The 20,616-nt window shown below is 53.3% G+C and carries 17 protein-coding genes and 3 tRNA genes; all 20 read left to right on the top strand.

All coding sequences use genetic code 11. The features are described from left to right. Positions 1-246: 246 nt before the first annotated feature. Positions 247-320, top strand: a tRNA-Gly gene (locus QZ516_RS09510). 22 nt (positions 321-342) lie between these two features. Beyond that, positions 343-418: transfer RNA gene (locus tag QZ516_RS09505), tRNA-Thr, on the top strand. A 69-nt stretch (positions 419-487) separates the two neighbouring features. Next, a complete protein-coding gene (gene tuf, locus QZ516_RS09500; RefSeq protein ID WP_297188775.1) occupies positions 488-1,711 on the top strand; it encodes an elongation factor Tu in 1,224 nt (407 codons plus the stop codon). Positions 1,712-1,804: 93 nt separating this feature from the next. Continuing rightward, positions 1,805-1,880, top strand: a tRNA-Trp gene (locus tag QZ516_RS09495). 61 nt (positions 1,881-1,941) lie between these two features. Continuing rightward, a complete protein-coding gene (gene secE, locus QZ516_RS09490) occupies positions 1,942-2,310 on the top strand; it encodes a preprotein translocase subunit SecE (protein WP_297188774.1) in 369 nt (122 codons plus the stop codon). A gap of 9 nt (positions 2,311-2,319) precedes the next feature. Next, positions 2,320-2,847 carry a transcription termination/antitermination protein NusG gene (gene nusG / locus QZ516_RS09485; protein WP_036858683.1) on the top strand — a complete coding sequence of 176 codons (528 nt, stop codon included), beginning with the start codon at positions 2,320-2,322 and terminating at the stop codon, positions 2,845-2,847. Between the two features lie 102 nt (positions 2,848-2,949). Beyond that, on the top strand, positions 2,950-3,381 hold the full coding sequence (gene rplK, locus QZ516_RS09480) for a 50S ribosomal protein L11 (RefSeq protein WP_297188771.1): 432 nt from the start codon (positions 2,950-2,952) through the stop codon (positions 3,379-3,381). Continuing rightward, entirely contained in the window at positions 3,382-4,077 is a 696-nt protein-coding gene (rplA, locus tag QZ516_RS09475) for a 50S ribosomal protein L1 (protein ID WP_297188769.1), read from the top strand. It abuts the gene before it with no gap. Between the two features lie 286 nt (positions 4,078-4,363). After that, the gene (rplJ, locus tag QZ516_RS09470) at positions 4,364-4,894 is read left to right on the top strand and encodes a 50S ribosomal protein L10 (protein WP_036858680.1); all 531 of its coding nucleotides are present in this window, start codon (positions 4,364-4,366) and stop codon (positions 4,892-4,894) included. 48 nt (positions 4,895-4,942) lie between these two features. Continuing rightward, complete coding sequence (gene rplL / locus QZ516_RS09465) at positions 4,943-5,320, top strand: 50S ribosomal protein L7/L12 (protein ID WP_297188767.1); 378 nt, start codon at positions 4,943-4,945, stop codon at positions 5,318-5,320. A gap of 201 nt (positions 5,321-5,521) precedes the next feature. Continuing rightward, a complete protein-coding gene (gene rpoB / locus QZ516_RS09460; protein ID WP_297188797.1) occupies positions 5,522-9,601 on the top strand; it encodes a DNA-directed RNA polymerase subunit beta in 4,080 nt (1,359 codons plus the stop codon). Positions 9,602-9,670: 69 nt separating this feature from the next. Beyond that, positions 9,671-13,888: a DNA-directed RNA polymerase subunit beta' gene (gene rpoC / locus QZ516_RS09455; protein WP_297188765.1), complete on the top strand. Its 4,218-nt coding sequence runs from the start codon at positions 9,671-9,673 to the stop codon at positions 13,886-13,888. Between the two features lie 148 nt (positions 13,889-14,036). Further along, positions 14,037-14,411, top strand: a complete 375-nt coding sequence (gene rpsL / locus QZ516_RS09450) for a 30S ribosomal protein S12 (RefSeq protein ID WP_036858677.1) — start codon at positions 14,037-14,039, stop codon at positions 14,409-14,411. Positions 14,412-14,506: 95 nt separating this feature from the next. Further along, the gene (gene rpsG / locus QZ516_RS09445) at positions 14,507-14,977 is read left to right on the top strand and encodes a 30S ribosomal protein S7 (RefSeq protein WP_297188763.1); all 471 of its coding nucleotides are present in this window, start codon (positions 14,507-14,509) and stop codon (positions 14,975-14,977) included. A gap of 93 nt (positions 14,978-15,070) precedes the next feature. Continuing rightward, positions 15,071-17,176: an elongation factor G gene (gene fusA, locus QZ516_RS09440; protein WP_297188761.1), complete on the top strand. Its 2,106-nt coding sequence runs from the start codon at positions 15,071-15,073 to the stop codon at positions 17,174-17,176. A 43-nt stretch (positions 17,177-17,219) separates the two neighbouring features. Continuing rightward, positions 17,220-18,443, top strand: a complete 1,224-nt coding sequence (gene tuf, locus QZ516_RS09435; RefSeq protein ID WP_297188759.1) for an elongation factor Tu — start codon at positions 17,220-17,222, stop codon at positions 18,441-18,443. A 201-nt stretch (positions 18,444-18,644) separates the two neighbouring features. Beyond that, the gene (gene rpsJ / locus QZ516_RS09430) at positions 18,645-18,956 is read left to right on the top strand and encodes a 30S ribosomal protein S10 (protein ID WP_036861018.1); all 312 of its coding nucleotides are present in this window, start codon (positions 18,645-18,647) and stop codon (positions 18,954-18,956) included. 102 nt (positions 18,957-19,058) lie between these two features. Beyond that, on the top strand, positions 19,059-19,694 hold the full coding sequence (rplC, locus tag QZ516_RS09425; RefSeq protein ID WP_297188757.1) for a 50S ribosomal protein L3: 636 nt from the start codon (positions 19,059-19,061) through the stop codon (positions 19,692-19,694). An 11-nt stretch (positions 19,695-19,705) separates the two neighbouring features. Continuing rightward, entirely contained in the window at positions 19,706-20,320 is a 615-nt protein-coding gene (rplD, locus tag QZ516_RS09420) for a 50S ribosomal protein L4 (protein WP_297188755.1), read from the top strand. Beyond that, entirely contained in the window at positions 20,317-20,616 is a 300-nt protein-coding gene (gene rplW / locus QZ516_RS09415; RefSeq protein ID WP_036858671.1) for a 50S ribosomal protein L23, read from the top strand. The genes rplD and rplW overlap by 4 nt, the downstream gene beginning before the upstream one ends.

The following is a 20,616-nucleotide window of genomic DNA, read 5'->3' as shown; positions in this document are numbered from 1 at the left end:
CAGGCACAATCGATTGACGTGCCTGATATGCCTTACCCAGGAGCGCGAATAGCGCTGTGTCTCGGCAGGCAAGTAATCACTGTTGAGAAATAAGCTAGGGTGGCATAAGAAGACGGATAGTGTTTAAAGGGTTAAATGGTCTATCTTCTCGAGCAAATGTGAATAAGGTAATTACCCCCTGACGGGGTTGGTGTCGATTGAGCAGTCAATCGACACTTTATTATTTGACGGAGTGTTGTAAGCGTAGCGGGTATAGTTCAGTGGTAGAACCTCAGCCTTCCAAGCTGATGATGCGGGTTCGATTCCCGCTACCCGCTCCAATGCCTGTCTAAGTGTGTTTTTGCTCATATAGCTCAGTCGGTAGAGCACTTCCTTGGTAAGGAAGAGGTCACCGGTTCAAATCCGGTTATGAGCTCCAGTTTTTCTCCCCGGGTATACTCCGTGGTGTTTTTGTTTCAGGTGCCAGTTTTAACGAGGAGTGCTCGTCATGTCAAAAGCAAAGTTTGAACGTAACAAGCCCCACGTAAACGTTGGCACGATTGGTCACGTTGACCACGGTAAAACGACCCTGACGGCTGCGCTGACGCGCGTCTGTTCAGAGACCTGGGGCGGCAGCGTAGTAGCGTTTGATGGTATTGATAACGCGCCGGAAGAAAAAGCCCGCGGTATCACCATTGCGACGTCCCACGTTGAATACGATTCTCCGAGCCGCCACTACGCACATGTTGACTGTCCGGGCCACGCCGACTATGTAAAAAACATGATCACCGGTGCTGCGCAGATGGATGGTGCGATCCTGGTCTGTGGTGCCACTGATGGCCCGATGCCGCAAACCCGGGAGCATATCCTGCTGTCCCGCCAGGTGGGTGTCCCCTACGTTGTGGTATTCCTGAACAAGGCAGACCTGCTGGCTGAAGATTGCGGTGGTGTTGGCTCTGAAGAATATAACGAGATGATCGAGCTGGTTGAAATGGAGCTCCGTGAGCTGCTGGATACCTACGACTTCCCGGGAGACGACACGCCTATTATTGCCGGTTCAGCCCTGATGGCGCTGAACGGTGAAGACGACAACGAGCTGGGTACCACGGCGGTTCGCAAGCTGGTGGAAGCCCTGGATGCCTATATTCCTGAGCCCGAGCGTGCGATTGACCAGCCGTTCCTGATGCCGATCGAAGACGTATTTTCGATCTCTGGACGCGGTACGGTAGTGACCGGGCGCGTTGAGCGCGGTGTTGTCAAGGTGGGCGAAGAGATCGAGATTGTGGGTATCCGGGATACCACCAAGACGGTCTGTACCGGTGTTGAGATGTTCCGGAAGCTGCTGGACGAAGGTCGTGCTGGTGAGAACGTTGGTGTTCTGCTTCGCGGAACCAAGCGCGATGACGTGGAGCGCGGTCAGGTTTTGTGTAAGCCCGGCAGCATCAAGCCGCACACCAAGTTTGAAGCCGAAGTTTACGTGCTGTCCAAGGACGAGGGAGGGCGTCACACGCCGTTCTTCAAGGGCTACCGCCCCCAGTTCTACTTCCGTACCACGGACGTGACAGGCGCCTGTGAGCTGCCTGAGGGCGTGGAGATGGTTATGCCGGGCGACAACATCCAGATGACAGTGACGCTGATTGCGCCGATTGCGATGGAAGATGGCCTGCGCTTTGCGATTCGTGAAGGTGGTCGCACGGTCGGTGCCGGCGTGGTCGCTAAAATTATTGAGTAATGATGTACGTTTTTGAATGAACCCTGTGGTTGAAGTGCGTTTTTGCAGTTTCGGTCCCATGGTCAAGTTAGTTTTGTTTTAAGGTTACGCGACAGGCCAGTAGTTCAATTGGTAGAGCACCGGTCTCCAAAACCGGCTGTTGGGGGTTCGAGTCCCTCCTGGCCTGCCAATCTTAAACCTGTGTGCCCTCTGCAAAAGGCGGGCCCGGTCAGTAGGGGTGCTATCCGAGAATGAGTTCGGCAACGGAAGAAAAGCAGTATCGATTAGATGGCCTCAAATGGCTGCTTGTTGTGTTGCTGGTCAGTGCCGCTATCTACGGCAACTATTATTTTGCAGCAGAGTCGCTGTTATATCGGGTTATAGCGATATTGGCGGTAGCCCTGGTGGCTGGTTTTGTTGCACTGCAAACCCGTAAAGGTGACGGTTTTATTACCCTGCTGCGCGGTGCTTACACGGAAGCGCGTCGGGTAGTCTGGCCAACACGGCAGGAGCGTAATCAAACAACCCTGATGGTGGTTGTGGTGGTGCTCGTGATGTCGCTGATTCTTTGGGGCCTCGACACACTATTCGGTTGGCTCGCCACAATGGTCATTGGCTAAGAGGTTCAGATGCGCTGGTATGTCGTTCACGCCTATTCAGGCTACGAAAAGAAAGTCGCCGCTGCTCTGAGAGAGCGTGTGGCTCTGTATGGTATGGAAGATCGTTTTGGTGAAATCCTGGTTCCCACTGAAGAGGTGGTGGAGATCAGGGGCGGTCAAAAACGCAAAAGTGAACGAAAGTTTTTCCCGGGATATGTGCTGGTGCAGATGGAGCTCGGTGATGATACCTGGCACCTGGTGAAAGAAACGCCCAGAGTTATGGGTTTCATCGGTGGCAAGGCAGACAAGCCCGCACCGATTACGGACAAAGAGGCAGAGATGATCCTGCAGCGCGTGCAGGACTCGGAAGACAAGCCGAGACCAAAAACCGTGTTTGAAGCCGGTGAGGTTGTCAGGGTAACTGACGGGCCATTTAACGATTTCAACGGTGTTGTTGAAGAAGTTAACTACGACAAGAGTCGCCTGAGGGTGTCGGTATCGATTTTTGGTCGTTCCACGCCTGTTGAGCTGGAATTTACCCAGGTAGAAAAAGCCTGAGGCAATAATTGTATTGTCGCTGCCCATGGGGGGTGGTGACGGGGAGCCGGAGACGGATGTCAAAATCCTGAGGCGTTAATACCCATCAGAGGAGAAACCAAGATGGCAAAGAAAATTGATGCTTACATCAAGCTTCAGGTAGCCGCTGGACAAGCTAATCCCAGTCCACCGGTAGGTCCTGCGCTGGGTCAGCGCGGCGTTAACATTATGGAGTTCTGTAAGGCATTCAATGCCCAGACCCAGGGAATGGAGCCGGGTGCCCCGGTGCCTGTTGTGATTACTGTCTATAGTGACCGCAGCTTCACGTTCACCATGAAAACCCCGCCAGCTTCATTTCTGCTGAAAAAAGCCGCCGGCATCAAAAGTGGTAGCGGTCGGCCCAATACAGTCAAAGTGGGCAAGGTGACGCGTACACAGTTGGAAGAGATTGCCAATACCAAAATGGCCGATCTCACCGCAGCTGATATGGATGCTGCCGTTCGTACCATTGCCGGCTCCGCCCGTGCAATGGGTCTTGATGTGGAGGGTGTGTAAATGGCTAAGCCGTCCAAGCGTGTTCGTGCGATCCAGGAAAAAGTACAAGTTGGTAAACCGTATCCGATCAGTGAAGCCGTTGCCTTGCTGAAAGAATTCTCCAGCGTCAAATTTACTGAAACCGTAGATGTGGCTGTGAATCTGGGTATTGATCCCCGTAAATCCGATCAGGCCGTGCGCGGTGCCACCACCCTGCCTAATGGTACGGGCAAGACCGTACGTGTCGCTGTATTTGCGCAAGGTGATTCTGCCGAAGCGGCCAAGGCTGCCGGGGCCGATCTGGTCGGAATGGAAGACCTGGCTGATCAGATCAAAGCCGGCAATATGGATTTTGATGTTGTGATTGCAGACCCTGCGGCAATGCGTGTGGTTGGTCAGCTCGGCCAGGTACTCGGTCCCCGCGGCCTGATGCCTAACCCAAAAACCGGCACAGTGACTCCCGATGTCGTGACTGCAGTTAAAAATGCCAAGGCCGGACAGGTACGTTTCCGTGCTGACAAAAACGGCATTATTCATGGTGGCATTGGCAGCTTGTCTTTTGAGGCCGGTGCGCTGAAGCAGAACCTGGAAGCATTGATTACCGATCTGAAAAAGATAAAGCCGGCTTCTGCCAAGGGTATTTATGTCAAGAAGGTAACAATCTCCAGCACTATGGGGCCAGGATTGATTATAGATCAGGCCTCCCTGGAGGCTTGATGGCGGGGGCAGGGTGCTGCCCCCGAATAACTTTGGGGTCTGGGTGGCGAGCTTTGTTGTACGCGCCCGGGCCGTCAAAGACCGTAGGTGCCCCTCGGGGTCTAATGTGATTTTCAGGTTCCTGTAACCGCCGTTGAAAAAAACGCCTACGCAGACGGTGTGACCCGGTTCAGTATATTTTGGCTGGATTTGATCACCGAAACGGTATCGATAGCGGTTTTATTGATGCTTAAACCAGTAGAAAGCTCCCTCGGGGGGTGATCTATTAAATCCAGGAGATAATCTCGTGGCATTGAATCTCGAAAACAAAAAAGCGATTGTCGCTCTAGTTAACGAGACTGCTGGCAATGCATTGTCACTGGTAATCGCTGACGCTCGCGGCGTCAACGTGACGAACATGACTGAGCTCCGCGCGAAGGCTCGCGAACAAAATATCGACCTGCGTGTCATTCGCAACACACTTGCGAAGCGTGCATTTCAGGGTACGGATTTTGAATGCGTGACTGATGTGTTGACCGGTCCGTCACTGTTCGGCTTCTCTATGGAGGATCCGGGTGCTGCCGCTCGCCTGTTCAAGGAATTTGCCAAAACCAACGACAAATTTGAGATCAAGGCACTGTCCGTCAGTGGACAACTGTTGAGTAAGGAACAAGTTGACGTTTTGGCTACCCTGCCGACCCGTGAGCAAGCTCTGGGAATGCTGGTCAGCGTAATGATTGCTCCAGTTACCAAGCTGGCTCGCACGTTCAACGAAGTCCCCACCAAAGTGACACGTGTTGTAGCGGCTGTTCGCGATCAAAAGCAGGAAGCTGCTTAATCGGCGACATCGTTTACTTTAATTTACTTTTTATCAGGAGATTGAGTCATGGCTCTATCAAAAGATGACATTTTGAACGCAATTGCTGAAATGAGCGTCATGGACGTTGTGGAACTCGTATCAGCTATGGAAGAAAAATTTGGTGTATCTGCCGCTGCTGCTGTTTCAGTTGCTGCTGCACCGGCTGCCGCTGCTGCTGCAGAAGTTGAGGAAAAAACCGAGTTTGACGTTATTCTGAACGCTGCAGGCGAGAAGAAAGTCAACGTGATCAAGGTTGTTCGTAGCCTGACTGGTCTGGGGCTGAAAGAAGCCAAAGACCTGGTTGACGGTGCGCCCTCCGCTATTAAGGAAGGTGCTTCCAAGGCGGATGCGGAAGCAGCCAAGAAAGAACTGGAAGAGGCTGGCGCAACTGTCGAACTTAAGTAAGTTCGACGGGTTTGACGCGCTGGTTGTCTGATAATGCATCAGGCGCAGGCTGGTGGGCGATTTCGCCCGCCGGCCTTTTCCTGCTTATGGCAGATGCTTAAAGCGGGATCTACAAGGCCTTTTTGTTAAAGGGCCGGACGGCTGCAAAGCCGGGCAATGCTGGATGGTCGATTGGACCAAGTGAACGTGCTGGGGAATATGATGGCTTACTCGTACACTGAGAAAAAACGTATTCGCAAGGATTTTGGCAAATTGCCACAGGTAATGGACCTGCCTTTCCTTCTTGCGATTCAGCTCGACTCCTACCGAAATTTTACACAGAAAGGCGTTCCCGTTGAGCAACGGATGGACGCCGGTCTGCATGCTGCATTTAATTCTGTCTTCCCGATTGTGAGCTACTCAGGTAATGCGAGTCTCGAGTATGTTGACTACACCTTGGGCAAACCATCCTTCGATGAAGAGGAATGCAAGTTGCGCAGTGTTACCTTCGCTGTGCCGCTCAGAGTTCGTGTGCGTCTGGTTATTTATGACAAGGAATCTGCCAACAAGGCAATCAAGGACATTAAAGAGCAGGAAGTTTATATGGGGGAAATCCCCCTGATGACGGATAACGGTACCTTTATTATCAATGGTACCGAGCGGGTTATTGTTTCCCAGCTACACCGTTCGCCAGGTGTGTTTTTCGATCACGACAAGGGTAAAACCCACTCTTCCGGCAAGCTGTTGTATTCCGCGCGGATTATTCCCTACCGCGGTTCCTGGCTGGATTTCGAGTTCGATCCGAAAGACCTGGTGTTTGTGCGTATTGACCGGCGCCGTAAATTGCCGGCAACAATCCTGTTGCGTGCGCTGGGGTTCAGCTCAGAAGAAATGCTGGGCATGTTTTTTGAAACCAGTACATTTAATCTGGCTAAAGACGGCAGTTACTCACTGGATCTGGTTCCCTCCCGTCTGCGGGGCGATATCGCCGCGTTTGATATCAAGGGCAAGGGCGGCAAGGTTATTGTGGAAGAGGGGCGTCGAATCACGGCGCGCCATATTCGTGAACTGGAAAAAGAGAACGTCAGCAAGCTTGAAGTGCCCACTGACTACCTTTACGGTCGTCCTCTGGCAAAGGATCTGGTGGATCCAAACACCGGCGAGTTGCTGCTTGAGTGTAATACTGAAATTACCCAGGAAGCCCTCGACAAGTTGCGCGAAGCCGGGCTGAAGTCGGTTGAGACGATTTATACGAATGATCTGGATTGCGGCCCCTTTGTTTCTGATACCTTGCGCAGCGACAGTAGCCGTACCCAGCTTGAAGCGTTGGTAGAGATTTACCGGATGATGCGTCCCGGCGAACCGCCGACCAAGGAATCTGCTGAAAACCTGTTCAATAATCTGTTTTTCAGTCTGGAGCGTTACGATCTGTCCGGTGTCGGCCGGATGAAGTTTAACCGTCGCCTCGGCCGCGAAGAGGAAGTAGGTGAAGGCACCCTGAGCCGCGAAGATATTGTCGACGTGATGAAGGTTCTGATCGACATTCGCAATGGTAAAGGTGTAGTGGATGATATCGATCACCTGGGTAACCGCCGGATTCGTTCCGTGGGCGAGATGGCCGAGAACCAGTTCCGCATAGGCCTGGTTCGTGTCGAACGTGCGGTCAAAGAGCGCCTCTCTGTAGCGGAATCCGAAGGGCTGATGCCCCAGGATCTGGTCAACGCCAAACCGGTTGCGGCAGCCATGAAAGAATTTTTTGGCTCCAGCCAGCTGTCCCAGTTTATGGACCAGAACAACCCGTTGTCAGAGGTCACCCACAAACGTCGTGTGTCGGCGTTGGGCCCAGGCGGTCTGACCCGGGAGCGCGCCGGTTTTGAAGTTCGTGACGTACACCCCACGCATTATGGTCGTGTGTGTCCCATTGAGACGCCCGAGGGTCCAAACATTGGTTTGATCAACTCACTGGCGGCCTATGCTCGTACCAACAGTTACGGCTTTCTCGAGACGCCGTACCGGAAGGTGATTGACCGCAAGGTAACTGATCAGATCGAATACCTGTCGGCGATTAACGAATCCAATTTTGTTATCGCCCAGGCCTCCGCCTCCGTCAATGAGAAGGGCGAGCTCAACGATGAGCTTGTCAATGTTCGTCATATTGGTGAATTTTCGGTTAAGCCGCCGGAAGATGTTCACTATATGGATGTGTCCCCCCAGCAGGTGGTATCGGTTGCTGCGGCGCTGATTCCCTTCCTGGAGCACGACGATGCCAACCGCGCATTGATGGGTTCCAATATGCAGCGTCAGGCAGTGCCGACGCTGGTGGTTGAAAAGCCGCTGGTGGGAACCGGTTTTGAGCGCCATGTGGCATCGGATTCCGGTGTCTGTGTGGTCGGTCGTCGCGGTGGTGTCATCGAGAACGTTGACGCCAGCCGGATTGTTGTGCGCGTCAATGACGATGAGGTTGAATCCGGTGATGCCGGTGTTGATATTTACAACCTCACCAAATACACCCGCTCCAACCAGAATACCTGTATCAACCAAAGGCCGATTGTCAGCCAGGGCGATATTATCGCTCGCGGCGATATCCTCGCCGATGGCCCCTCTGTGGATATGGGTGAACTGGCACTGGGCCAGAATATGCGTATCGCCTTCATGCCCTGGAATGGCTACAACTTTGAAGACTCGATTCTGATTTCAGAGCGGGTGGTTCAGGAAGACCGCTTTACCACTATTCATATTCAGGAGCTGACCTGTACTGCACGCGACACCAAGCTCGGCGCAGAAGAGATTACTGCGGACATCCCCAATGTCGGTGAGTCGGCACTGTCCCGTCTCGACGAGTCCGGGATTGTCTACATTGGTGCCGAGGTTTCGGCCGGCGACATTCTGGTGGGCAAGGTCACGCCGAAGGGCGAAACCCAGCTGACACCTGAGGAAAAGCTGCTTCGTGCCATCTTTGGTGAAAAAGCCTCTGATGTGAAAGACACCTCCCTGCGGGTTCCCTCAAGCACCAAGGGTACAGTGATTGATGTGCAGGTATTCACCCGCGACGGGCTGGAAAAGGATCAGCGTTCCCTGCAAATCGAGAAGGCTGCACTGGATCAGTTCCGTCAGGACCTGAATGATGAATACCGCATTATGGAAAATGCCACCTTTGAGCGGTTGAGTGCCGCCCTGGTAGGGCAGCCCGTGGTTAAGGCCCCCGGTCTCAAAAAAGGCGATAAGCTGACTGAAGAGATTGTGGCCGTCTACACCAGTGAGGAATGGTTCAAGTTGCGGATGAACGAAGACGCCCTGAACGAACAGATTGCCAGGGCAGAGGAGCTGTTGACCGAGCGCCGCAAAATCCTTGATGAGCGCTATCAGGATAAAAAGAACAAGCTGCAAAGTGGTGATGATCTCGCTCCCGGTGTCCTGAAAACCGTCAAGGTATATCTGGCCGTCAAGCGTCGTATTCAGCCTGGCGATAAAATGGCTGGCCGCCACGGTAACAAGGGTGTTATCTCCGTGATCATGCCTGTGGAAGATATGCCTTTTGATGAAAATGGTGTGCCGGTCGACGTGGTTTTGAATCCGCTTGGCGTGCCGTCACGGATGAATGTCGGCCAGATCCTTGAAACTCACATGGGGCTCGCTGCCAAGGGGTTGGGTGAGAAAATCGATCGTATGATCCAGGCGCAGCAGAAAACTGCCGAAGTCCGCAAGTTCCTGCAGCAGATCTACGACGTGGGTCTCGGTACCAGTCCGGTCGAGTTGAATACGCTTTCAGATAAGGAAATAGGTGAGCTGGCCAACAACCTGCGCAAGGGTGTGCCGATGGCAACGCCGGTATTTGATGGCGCGCAGGAGGAAGAGATCAAGGCCCTGCTGGCCCTGGCCGATCTGCCGGAAAGCGGGCAAATGATGCTCTATGACGGACGTTCCGGTGATCAGTTTGAGCGGCCTGTAACCGTCGGTTATATGTACATGCTGAAACTGAATCACCTGGTAGACGACAAAATGCATGCCCGTTCAACGGGATCCTACAGTCTGGTCACCCAGCAGCCATTGGGCGGTAAAGCCCAGTTTGGTGGTCAACGCTTTGGTGAAATGGAAGTGTGGGCGCTCGAGGCCTATGGCGCAGCCTATACCTTGCAGGAAATGCTCACAGTCAAGTCCGATGATGTGAATGGTCGTACCAAAATGTATAAAAACATTGTGGATGGCGATCACAGCATGGAGCCCGGCATGCCGGAATCCTTCAACGTGTTGGTGAAGGAAATACGCTCGCTTGCTATCAACATCGAGTTGGAAAACGAGTAACGGTCATTATTAGGTTGGGGGCGGACCTAATGTCCGCCGCGCAAAGCTAGCACCCACTGGAGAAAGGCATTGAAAGACTTACTGAATCTGCTCAAGTCACAGGATCAAACCGGCGAGTTTGACGCCATACGTATTGGCCTGGCATCACCGGACATGATCCGGTCCTGGTCATATGGCGAAGTGAAAAAGCCGGAGACTATTAACTACCGCACCTTCAAGCCCGAGCGCGAAGGTTTGTTTTGCGCCAAAATTTTTGGTCCGGTAAAGGATTACGAGTGTCTCTGCGGTAAATATAAGCGCATGAAGCACCGCGGTATCGTTTGTGAAAAATGTGGTGTCGAGGTCACTCTGGCCAAAGTGCGTCGGGATCGTATGGGTCACATTGAGCTGGCCTGCCCGGTGGCCCATATCTGGTTCCTGAAATCGCTACCTTCCCGCATTGGTCTGATGCTGGATATGACCCTGCGTGAAATTGAGCGCGTCCTCTACTTCGAATCATTTGTGGTTACCGACCCGGGCATGACGACGCTTGAGCGTGGCAACCTGCTGACCGATGAAGAATACTTTCAGGCCATGGAAGATTTCGGTGATGACTTCGAAGCCACGATGGGTGCCGAGGGCATCCAGAAGCTGATGAAGGATCTCGATTTGGAGCAAGAAATTGCAGATATCCGTGAGGAGATTCCCAATACCCGTTCCGAAACAAAAATCAAGAAACTGTCCAAGCGGCTGAAATTGCTGGAAGCTTTCCTGCACTCCGGCAATAAACCGGAATGGATGGTCATGGAGGCACTGCCGGTATTGCCGCCGGACCTGCGTCCTCTGGTGCCTCTGGACGGTGGACGTTTTGCCACCTCGGATCTCAATGACCTGTATCGCCGGGTTATTAACCGCAACAACCGTTTGAAGCGCCTGCTGGAGCTGAATGCTCCTGATATCATCGTGCGCAATGAAAAACGCATGCTGCAGGAGGCTGTCGACGCCCTGCTGGATAACGGTCGTCGCGGTCGGGCCATCACCGGTTCAAACAAGCGTCCGTTGAAATCGCTGGCGGATATGATCAAGGGTAAGCAGGGTCGTTTCCGTCAGAACCTGCTGGGCAAGCGCGTGGATTATTCCGGGCGTTCGGTGATTGTTGTTGGTCCAACCCTGCGTCTGCATCAATGCGGCCTGCCAAAGCGTATGGCGCTGGAGCTGTTCAAGCCCTTTATCTTCTCGAAGCTGGAGTTGCGTGGTCTGGCAACCACCATTAAAGCGGCCAAGAAAATGGTCGAGCGGGAAGAATCGGTAGTTTGGGATATCCTTGATGATGTGATCCGCGAACACCCCGTATTGCTCAACCGGGCACCCACGCTTCACCGTCTCGGTATTCAGGCGTTTGAGCCGGTACTGATTGAGGGTAAAGCCATTCAGTTGCACCCGCTGGTCTGTGCGGCCTACAACGCCGATTTTGACGGCGACCAGATGGCGGTCCATGTTCCCCTGACTCTGGAAGCACAGCTGGAATCCAGGGCGCTGATGATGTCCACCAACAATATCCTGTCTCCCGCTAGCGGTGAGCCGATTATTGTGCCGTCCCAGGATGTCGTGCTGGGTCTCTATTATATGACTCGTGAGCGGGTCAATGCGCAGGGCGAAGGTCGGGTGTTTGGCACCCTTCAGGAAGTTTCGCGCGTCTATTACGGCAAGCACGCGCACTTGCAGGCAAAGGTAAAAGTGCGTATCCACGAAGTTACCTTCAGTGAAGAAGGTGAGCGCCTGGCGCGTACCTTCATTGCTGACACGACAGTCGGTCGTGCGCTGCTCTGGGGTATCGTTCCGGAAGGTCTGAGTTTCGATCTGGTTAATCAGCCGATGACCAAAAAGGCGATCTCCCGCATTATCAACCGCTGCTATCGCGATGTTGGCCTCAAGGCAACCGTCATTTTTGCCGACCAGCTGATGTACACCGGTTTCGATTTCTCCACCAAATCCGGGGTTTCCATTGGGGTTAATGATTTCACTATTCCCGAAGCCAAGGGTGAAATTATCGCCCGGGCCGATGCCGAAGTATTGGAAATTGAAAGTCAGTTTTCCTCGGGTCTGGTGACCCAGGGGGAAAAATATAACAAGGTGATTGATATCTGGTCGCGAGCCAATGACCAGGTCGCCAAGTCCATGATGGATGTCATCAGCACCGAGCCGGTCATTAACCGGGATGGTGTCGAGGTGGAACAGGAGTCATTCAACTCTGTTTATATCATGGCCGACTCCGGCGCGAGGGGTTCTCCTGCCCAGATTCGTCAGCTGGCTGGTATGCGCGGCCTGATGGCTCGTCCGGATGGTTCGATCATTGAAACACCCATCACTGCAAACTTCCGCGAAGGGCTGAACGTCCTGCAGTACTTTATCTCTACTCACGGTGCCCGGAAGGGTCTTGCCGATACCGCTCTGAAAACGGCCAACTCCGGTTATCTGACGCGGCGTCTGGTGGATGTATCCCAGGATCTGGTGGTGGTTGAGCATGACTGTGGTACCAGCGAAGGGCTGTTGATGACCCCGGTCATTGAAGGCGGTGACATTATTGAGTCGCTCGGTGACCGTATATTGGGTCGGGTAGTGGCAGTGGATGTGTTGAAAGCCGGGTCCAATGATATCGCCATAGAAGCTGGCCTTATGATTGACGAGAAATGGGTTGATCGCATTGAGGCAATGGGCATTGATGAGCTGGTTGTGCGCTCACCGATTACCTGTGAAACCCGTTTTGGTATTTGCTCCGTCTGCTATGGTCGCGATCTCGCCAGAGGCCACATGGTCAACCCCGGAGAAGCCATCGGGGTCATCGCGGCCCAGTCCATCGGTGAGCCGGGTACCCAGTTGACAATGCGGACCTTCCACATTGGCGGCGCGGCATCACGTGCCTCTGCTGTAGACAGTATCCAGGTAAAAATGAGCGGCACTGTGCGGCTTGTTAATATCAAGGTAGTCGAGCGTGAAAACGGCGAGCTGGTTGCCGTCTCCCGCTCGGGTGAACTGGCTCTGGCGGATGAAAACGGCCGCGAGCGCGAACGTTATAAATTGCCCTATGGCGCTACGATCAATGTGAAGGAAGGTGCCAAGGTTCAGGCGGGCGATGTGGTGGCCAATTGGGACCCGCACACCCACCCGATTATTACAGAAGTGGCAGGCCATATAGCGTTCTCCGGTATGGAGGAGGGGCTGAGTACCCGCACGCAAACAGATGAGCTGACCGGCCTTTCCAATATTGCCGTGTTGGATCCCAATGAGCGCCCATCTGCAGGTAAGGATCTCAAGCCGATGGTGACAATGCTGGATGACAAGGGCAAGGAAATGACCTTCCCCAGCTCGACCGTTCCAGCACACTACATGCTGCCCACCCACGCCCTTCTCAGTGTCAGCAATGGCAGCCGGGTCGGCGCGGGTGATGTTATCGCGCGGATCCCTCAGGAGGGATCGAAAACCCGCGATATCACTGGTGGTTTGCCCCGGGTAGCGGATCTGTTTGAAGCGCGCCGCCCGAAAGATCCCGCTATTCTCGCCGAGGTAACCGGTACCGTTACGTTTGGCAAGGAAACCAAGGGTAAGCGCCGTTTGGTTATTACCCCCACGGATGGCCAGACATTGCCTGACGGAAGCCCCTTCTACGAAGAGCTGATTCCCAAATGGCGCCAGCTGGGTGTGTTCGAGGGTGAGCATGTCGAGAAAGGGGAGGTGATAGCCGACGGACCCGCCAACCCTCACGATATTTTACGTCTGCAGGGTGTGGATTCACTGGCGAAGTATGTCGTCAATGAAATCCAGGACGTCTACCGTCTGCAGGGTGTAAAAATCAATGACAAGCATATCGAGGTCATTGTTCGCCAGATGCTGCGCAAGGTCGAAATTACTGATATGGGTGACTCGTCGTTCGTGAAAGGCGAGCAGGTGGAGTATAACCGCGTCCTCGAAGAGAATGAGGCGCTCTATAATGACGGCAAAACGCCGGCTAAGTTTGAGCGCCTGTTGTTGGGCATAACCAAAGCTTCACTGGCGACGGAAAGCTTTATTTCGGCCGCTTCCTTTCAGGAGACAACGCGAGTTCTCACCGAAGCCGCTGTTACCGGTAAAGCCGATTTCCTGCGCGGCTTGAAGGAAAATGTGGTGGTGGGGCGTCTGGTGCCAGCGGGTACGGGTCTTACTTATCACAAACAGCGTCGCGAAGCCCGAGAAGTTGTTGGTGAAACGACGGTGAGTGCCAGCGATATTGAAGCAGCATTAAGCGAGGCGCTGAATTCGAGCGACGAATAAAATTTGCTTTGCAAGCGGCCCGTACGGGCCGCTTGACTCGCAGGTTCTCTGTCTTTAGAATGCCGCCTCCCTAAAGTGGGGTCCAGCTAACTGGATCTATTTATTGGAGCCTTCTGCGCGAAGGCGTTTTTATATCTGGAGTTAATGAATGGCAACGATCAATCAGTTGGTTCGTAAGCCGAGGAAACGCAGAGTTGCCAAGAGCGACGTTCCTGCATTGCAAGCTTGTCCCCAGCGTCGTGGTGTCTGTACCCGCGTTTATACAACTACGCCAAAAAAACCAAACTCGGCGCTGCGTAAAGTTTGCCGGGTTCGCCTGACAAACGGTTACGAAGTCAGTTCTTACATTGGCGGCGAAGGGCATAATCTGCAAGAGCACAGCGTGGTTCTGATTCGTGGTGGTCGTGTTAAGGATTTGCCGGGTGTGCGTTACCACACCGTGCGAGGCAGCCTGGATACCGCTGGCGTGAATAATCGCAAACAGCGCCGTTCCAAATATGGTACCAAGCGTCCCAAGAAATAACGGACGAACTGTGTGTCGGTAAGAAGAACTGAGTAAGGCCGGGTGCGCGTCAGCGCTCAGTGAATCCCGGATAGCCCTGAAGAGAAGAGCAGACTATGCCTAGAAGAAGAGTTGTCGCCAAACGCGAAATTTTACCTGATCCAAAATTCGGTAATGTAACGCTGGCAAAGTTCATGAACCACGTTATGGTAAGTGGCAAAAAATCTGTCGCCGAGCGCATCGTTTACGGTGCGCTGACGGTGGTTCAAACCCGTTTGAAGGAAGATCCTGTCGCGGCTTTTGAAACGGCGCTGGATAATATTGCGCCGATGGTTGAGGTGAAATCCCGCCGGGTCGGTGGTGCAACCTACCAGGTGCCTGTTGAAGTGCGTCCATCCCGCCGGGTTGCGCTGGCAATGCGCTGGATGGTGGACTACGCCCGCAATCGTGGTGAGAAATCCATGTCCCAGCGTCTGGCTGGCGAGATAATCGATGCCTACCAGAGCAAAGGTGGCGCCGTGAAGAAACGTGAAGACGTCCACCGTATGGCGGAAGCCAACAAGGCGTTCTCGCACTTCCGGTTCTAGTCCCGGTTGGCGTGCTTTCGTTTTGCAAAAGGGTAGCTGGCTTACAGCTACCTTTTGTAATTTTTAAGATTAATTGTTTGTTGGGGAAAAATTGTGGCTCGTAAGACTCCCATTGCCCGTTACCGGAATATTGGTATTTGTGCGCACGTAGATGCTGGTAAAACGACTACGACAGAGCGTGTGTTGTTCTACACGGGGCTGTCACACAAGTTGGGCGAAGTGCATGATGGTGCCGCCACTACTGACTGGATGGCTCAGGAGCAGGAGCGTGGTATCACGATCACCTCAGCGGCCGTCACGACTTTCTGGCAAGGGATGGATCAGCAGTTCGATCAACACCGAATCAATGTTATCGATACACCCGGCCACGTCGACTTTACGATTGAGGTTGAGCGTTCACTGCGAGTGCTGGATGGTGCGGTTGTAGTGCTCTGTGGCTCTTCCGGTGTTCAGCCACAGACTGAAACAGTCTGGCGGCAGGCCAATAAGTACGAAGTGCCGCGCATGGTATTTGTGAATAAGATGGATCGTGCTGGCGCTGACTACATGATGGTTGTCCGTCAATTGAAGCAGCGTCTCGGCGCTAATGCTGTGCCATTGCAGATGACCATCGGCTCTGAAGAGAATTTCAAGGGCGTGGTCGATCTGATCAAAATGAAAGCAGTGCTTTGGAACGAAGCTGATCAGGGTATGACCTTTCAATATGCTGAAATTCCGGCAGACATGGTTGATCAGTGTCAGGAAATGCGTGAGTTTATGGTTGAGGCCGCCGCCGAAGCCAATGAAGAGTTGATGAACAAATACCTCGAAGGCGAAGCGTTGACCGAGGCAGAGATCAAGATAGGTCTGCGTGCCCGTACGCTGGCTAACGAAATTGTGCCGGTTCTCGGTGGTTCAGCCTTCAAAAACAAAGGTGTTCAGGCCGTGCTGGATGCGGTGGTTGAATATTTGCCGGCGCCCACGGAAGTGAAGGCCATTGAAGGTATTCTGGATGATGGTGAAACAGTGGCAGTGCGCAAGGCTGATGACGACGAACCCTTCTCTGCGCTGGCGTTTAAAATTGCCACCGACCCTTTTGTGGGTACCTTGACGTTCTTCCGTGTTTACTCCGGCACACTGAATTCAGGTGATACGGTCTTAAACCCGGTCAAGAGCAAAAAAGAGCGTATCGGTCGTATGGTGCAAATGCACGCCAATAACCGCGAAGAGATCAAGCAGGTGCTGGCGGGTGATATTGCAGCGGCGATTGGCCTTAAAGATGTGACCACAGGTGATACGCTCTGTGATTTGAACAATATCATTACACTCGAGCGCATGGAGTTTCCGGAGCCGGTAATCTCGGTTGCCGTAGAGCCAAAATCCAAAGCCGATCAGGAAAAGATGGGCATTGCATTGGGCAAGCTCGCTCAGGAAGATCCTTCTTTCCGTGTTAAAACAGATGAAGAGACAGGTCAGACCATTATCTCGGGTATGGGTGAGCTGCATTTGGATATCCTGGTAGACCGGATGCGTCGCGAGTTCAATGTCGATGCCAATATCGGCAAGCCACAAGTTGCCTATCGCGAAGCGATTCGCAATACCTGCGAAATTGAAGGTAAGTTTGTGCGTCAGTCCGGCGGTCGCGGTCAGTACGGCCACGTCTGGATCAGGTTCGAGCCGGGTGAGGACGAAAATGCCGAAGGGCTGGAATTCGTCAATGAAGTCGTTGGTGGTGTGGTTCCCAAGGAGTATATTCCTGCTGTGCAGAAGGGTATTGAGGAGCAGATGCAGAATGGCGTGCTCGCTGGTTATCCTCTGCTGGGTTTGAAGGCAACAGCCTATGACGGGTCTTACCACGACGTCGATTCGTCTGAAATGGCCTATAAAATTGCTGCGTCCATGGCGACCAAGCAACTTGCCCAAAAAGGCGGCGCTGTTCTGCTTGAGCCTATCATGAAAGTTGAGGTTATTACGCCCGAGGAAAATATGGGGGATGTGGTCGGTGACCTCAACCGCCGGCGCGGCATTATTCTCGGTATGGATGAAAGTGTTTCAGGAAAAGTTATTAATGTGGAGGTTCCCCTGGCAGAGATGTTTGGTTACGCAACCGACCTGCGTTCAGCCACCCAGGGCCGCGCTACATTTGCTATGGAATTTAACAAATACGCCGAGGCGCCGCGCAATATTGCCGATGAAGTCATCGCAAAAAACCAGCGCTAATTTTTGAAATATTAAAAAGCATATCTTTAAGAGGATCTAGACAATGGGTAAAGCAAAGTTTGAACGTAACAAGCCCCACGTAAACGTTGGCACGATTGGTCACGTTGACCACGGTAAAACGACCCTGACGGCTGCGCTGACGCGCGTCTGTTCAGAGACCTGGGGCGGCAGCGTAGTAGCGTTTGATGGTATTGATAACGCGCCGGAAGAAAAAGCCCGCGGTATCACCATTGCGACGTCCCACGTTGAATACGATTCTCCGAGCCGCCACTACGCACATGTTGACTGTCCGGGCCACGCCGACTATGTAAAAAACATGATCACCGGTGCTGCGCAGATGGATGGTGCGATCCTGGTCTGTGGTGCCACTGATGGCCCGATGCCGCAAACCCGGGAGCATATCCTGCTGTCCCGCCAGGTGGGTGTCCCCTACGTTGTGGTATTCCTGAACAAGGCAGACCTGCTGGCTGAAGATTGCGGTGGTGTTGGCTCTGAAGAATATAACGAGATGATCGAGCTGGTTGAAATGGAGCTCCGTGAGCTGCTGGATACCTACGACTTCCCGGGAGACGACACGCCTATTATTGCCGGTTCAGCCCTGATGGCGCTGAACGGTGAAGACGACAACGAGCTGGGTACCACGGCGGTTCGCAAGCTGGTGGAAGCCCTGGATGCCTATATTCCTGAGCCCGAGCGTGCGATTGACCAGCCGTTCCTGATGCCGATCGAAGACGTATTTTCGATCTCTGGACGCGGTACGGTAGTGACCGGGCGCGTTGAGCGCGGTGTTGTCAAGGTGGGCGAAGAGATCGAGATTGTGGGTATCCGGGATACCACCAAGACGGTCTGTACCGGTGTTGAGATGTTCCGGAAGCTGCTGGACGAAGGTCGTGCTGGTGAGAACGTTGGTGTTCTGCTTCGCGGAACCAAGCGCGATGACGTGGAGCGCGGTCAGGTTTTGTGTAAGCCCGGCAGCATCAAGCCGCACACCAAGTTTGAAGCCGAAGTTTACGTGCTGTCCAAGGACGAGGGAGGGCGTCACACGCCGTTCTTCAAGGGCTACCGCCCCCAGTTCTACTTCCGTACCACGGACGTGACAGGCGCCTGTGAGCTGCCTGAGGGCGTGGAGATGGTTATGCCGGGCGACAACATCCAGATGACAGTGACGCTGATTGCGCCGATTGCGATGGAAGATGGCCTGCGCTTTGCGATTCGTGAAGGTGGTCGCACGGTCGGTGCCGGCGTGGTCGCTAAAATTATTGAGTAATAAAGCGCCTGTCTTGTTTGTGGGGGTCCCTGGGACCCCCTTTTTATCGCGATGCCATTGATCGATAGCCGATAAAAATCGCCTGGGTTGCCAGGTTTTTACTTGACAGGGATTGGGGGCAGCCTTAGAATCTCGCCTCCATTTTTCCGGGTCCCGATGTGCGGGATTCGATGGCTCTTTAGACAGTTGGAGTTTGATTCCATGCAGGATCAACGCATTCGTATTCGCCTGAAAGCCTTTGATCACAAGCTGATTGATGCTTCCACGCAAGAAATTGTTGAGACGGCAAAGCGTACCGGGGCCCAGATTCGTGGACCGATTCCCCTGCCAACTCGCAAAGAACGTTTTACCATTTTGATCTCGCCGCACGTGAACAAAGATGCGCGTGATCAATATGAAATCCGTACCCACAAACGGTTACTGGATATTGTTGAGCCGACAGAGAAAACTGTTGATGCCTTGATGAAGCTGGATCTGGCCGCAGGTGTTGAGGTTCAAATTAGCCTGACATAAGCGGTACTGAAAACCCATGTCCTGCCAACGCAGGGCGTGTGTAACGCTCTGAAATGGGCGGCCATAGCGGGTAATAGCCCCGTACACTATGAGGTTAGACAAATGACTATTGGTATAGTCGGTCGCAAATGCGGCATGACACGTGTGTTTACTGAGGATGGCGCCTCTATTCCGGTCACTGTGATCGAAGCGGAGCCCAATCGCATTACTCAAATCAAAACCGATGATACTGACGGCTATATTGCCGTACAGGTGACGACTGGTGCCCGTAGGGCTTCTCGAGTCAGTAAATCCCAGGTTGGTCATTTCGCCAAAGCCGGCGTTGAAGCGGGCAGAGGTTCCTGGGAGTTGCGTGTCGAAGGTTTGCCCGAAGACTTGCAGGTTGGTGGCAACATCACCGTTGAGCAGTTCGAGGCGGGCCAGAAAGTCGATGCTACCGGTACTTCTAAAGGTAAGGGTTTTCAGGGTGTCATCAAGCGCTGGAACTTCAGCATGCAGGATGCGACGCACGGCAACTCATTGTCACACCGTGCTCCCGGTTCAATCGGTCAGTGTCAGACGCCTGGCCGGGTATTCAAAGGCAAAAAAATGTCTGGGCACATGGGTGCTGAGCGTGTTACCACGCAGAATCTCGAAATTGTCCGTATAGACGCTGAACGTAACCTGCTCCTTATCAAGGGTGCTGTACCTGGTGCGCCAGGTGGTGACGTGATCATTCGTGCTGCTGTGAAGGGCTGAGGGGATCGCCGATGGAATTAACGATAGCTACTCCCAAAGGCAGCGCAGGAACCATAGAGGTTTCTGAGGTCGCGTTTGGTAAAGAATTTAATCAGGATCTGGTGCATCAGGCAGTGACTAGCTACCTGGCGGGTGCCCGTCAGGGTACGCGGGCTCAAAAAACCCGTGCCGAAGTCAGCGGTGGTGGCAAGAAACCCTGGCGCCAGAAGGGTACGGGTCGTGCCCGTGCCGGCACCATTCGTTCGCCAATCTGGCGTACCGGTGGTGTCACCTTCGCCGCCAAGCCACAGGATCATTCGCAAAAGCTGAACCGCAAGATGTATCGCGCCGCGCTCAGATCCATACTTTCAGAACTGGCCCGTCAGGATCGCCTGGTGGTGGTGGAATCCTTTGAAGTGGATCAGCCAAAAACCAAAGCCTTGATTCAGAAACTGGGTGAGTTTGGTGTTCAGGATGTGTTGATCGTGACTGAAGAGGTGACAGAAAATCTGTATCTGTCATCGCGTAATTTGCACAAAGTCGACGTGCGTGATGCGGTTGGTGTTGATCCTGTCAGTCTGATCCATTTTGAAAAGGTGTTGGTCACAGTGCCTGCGCTGAAGAAGATTGAGGAGATGCTGGTATGAATCAAGAGCGCATCTTTAAAGTGTTGTTGGGGCCGCATATTACGGAAAAGACATCCCTTGCTGCGGATCGTCAAAATCAAGTTGCTTTCAAGGTTGCTACCAATGCGACCAAGCTTGAAATAAAGGCTGCCGTTGAAAAACTGTTTGATGTTGTGGTGATGGATGTTCGTGTCGCCAAGGTCAAGGGTAAAACCAAGCGCACACGCTTTGGTTTGGGTAAGCGCTCTGACTGGAAAAAAGCGTATGTACGTCTTGCGCAGGGTCAGGACATTGACTTTGCAGTAGCTGCTGAATAA

Origin of the sequence: uncultured Porticoccus sp., from assembly GCF_913061305.1 — a bacterium.
Classification (GTDB): Bacteria; Pseudomonadota; Gammaproteobacteria; order Pseudomonadales; family Porticoccaceae; genus Porticoccus.
Note: the sequence above shows the minus strand (reverse complement) of the source record. Positions and strands in the feature narration are given on the sequence as shown.

Excerpts from the sequence above, each read along its gene's own strand:
- rpoB (WP_297188797.1), top strand. The coding sequence starts at position 5,522 with ATGGCTTACTCGTACACTGAGAAAAAACGTATTCGCAAGGATTTTGGC.
- rplL (WP_297188767.1), top strand. The coding sequence starts at position 4,943 with ATGGCTCTATCAAAAGATGACATTTTGAACGCAATTGCTGAAATGAGC.
- tuf (WP_297188759.1), top strand. The coding sequence starts at position 17,220 with ATGGGTAAAGCAAAGTTTGAACGTAACAAGCCCCACGTAAACGTTGGC.
- rplC (WP_297188757.1), top strand. The coding sequence starts at position 19,059 with ATGACTATTGGTATAGTCGGTCGCAAATGCGGCATGACACGTGTGTTT.
- nusG (WP_036858683.1), top strand. The coding sequence starts at position 2,320 with ATGCGCTGGTATGTCGTTCACGCCTATTCAGGCTACGAAAAGAAAGTC.
- rpsG (WP_297188763.1), top strand. The coding sequence starts at position 14,507 with ATGCCTAGAAGAAGAGTTGTCGCCAAACGCGAAATTTTACCTGATCCA.
- rplD (WP_297188755.1), top strand. The coding sequence starts at position 19,706 with ATGGAATTAACGATAGCTACTCCCAAAGGCAGCGCAGGAACCATAGAG.
- rplK (WP_297188771.1), top strand. The coding sequence starts at position 2,950 with ATGGCAAAGAAAATTGATGCTTACATCAAGCTTCAGGTAGCCGCTGGA.
- secE (WP_297188774.1), top strand. The coding sequence starts at position 1,942 with ATGAGTTCGGCAACGGAAGAAAAGCAGTATCGATTAGATGGCCTCAAA.
- rpsJ (WP_036861018.1), top strand. The coding sequence starts at position 18,645 with ATGCAGGATCAACGCATTCGTATTCGCCTGAAAGCCTTTGATCACAAG.
- rplA (WP_297188769.1), top strand. The coding sequence starts at position 3,382 with ATGGCTAAGCCGTCCAAGCGTGTTCGTGCGATCCAGGAAAAAGTACAA.
- rplW (WP_036858671.1), top strand. The coding sequence starts at position 20,317 with ATGAATCAAGAGCGCATCTTTAAAGTGTTGTTGGGGCCGCATATTACG.
- rpsL (WP_036858677.1), top strand. The coding sequence starts at position 14,037 with ATGGCAACGATCAATCAGTTGGTTCGTAAGCCGAGGAAACGCAGAGTT.
- tuf (WP_297188775.1), top strand. The coding sequence starts at position 488 with ATGTCAAAAGCAAAGTTTGAACGTAACAAGCCCCACGTAAACGTTGGC.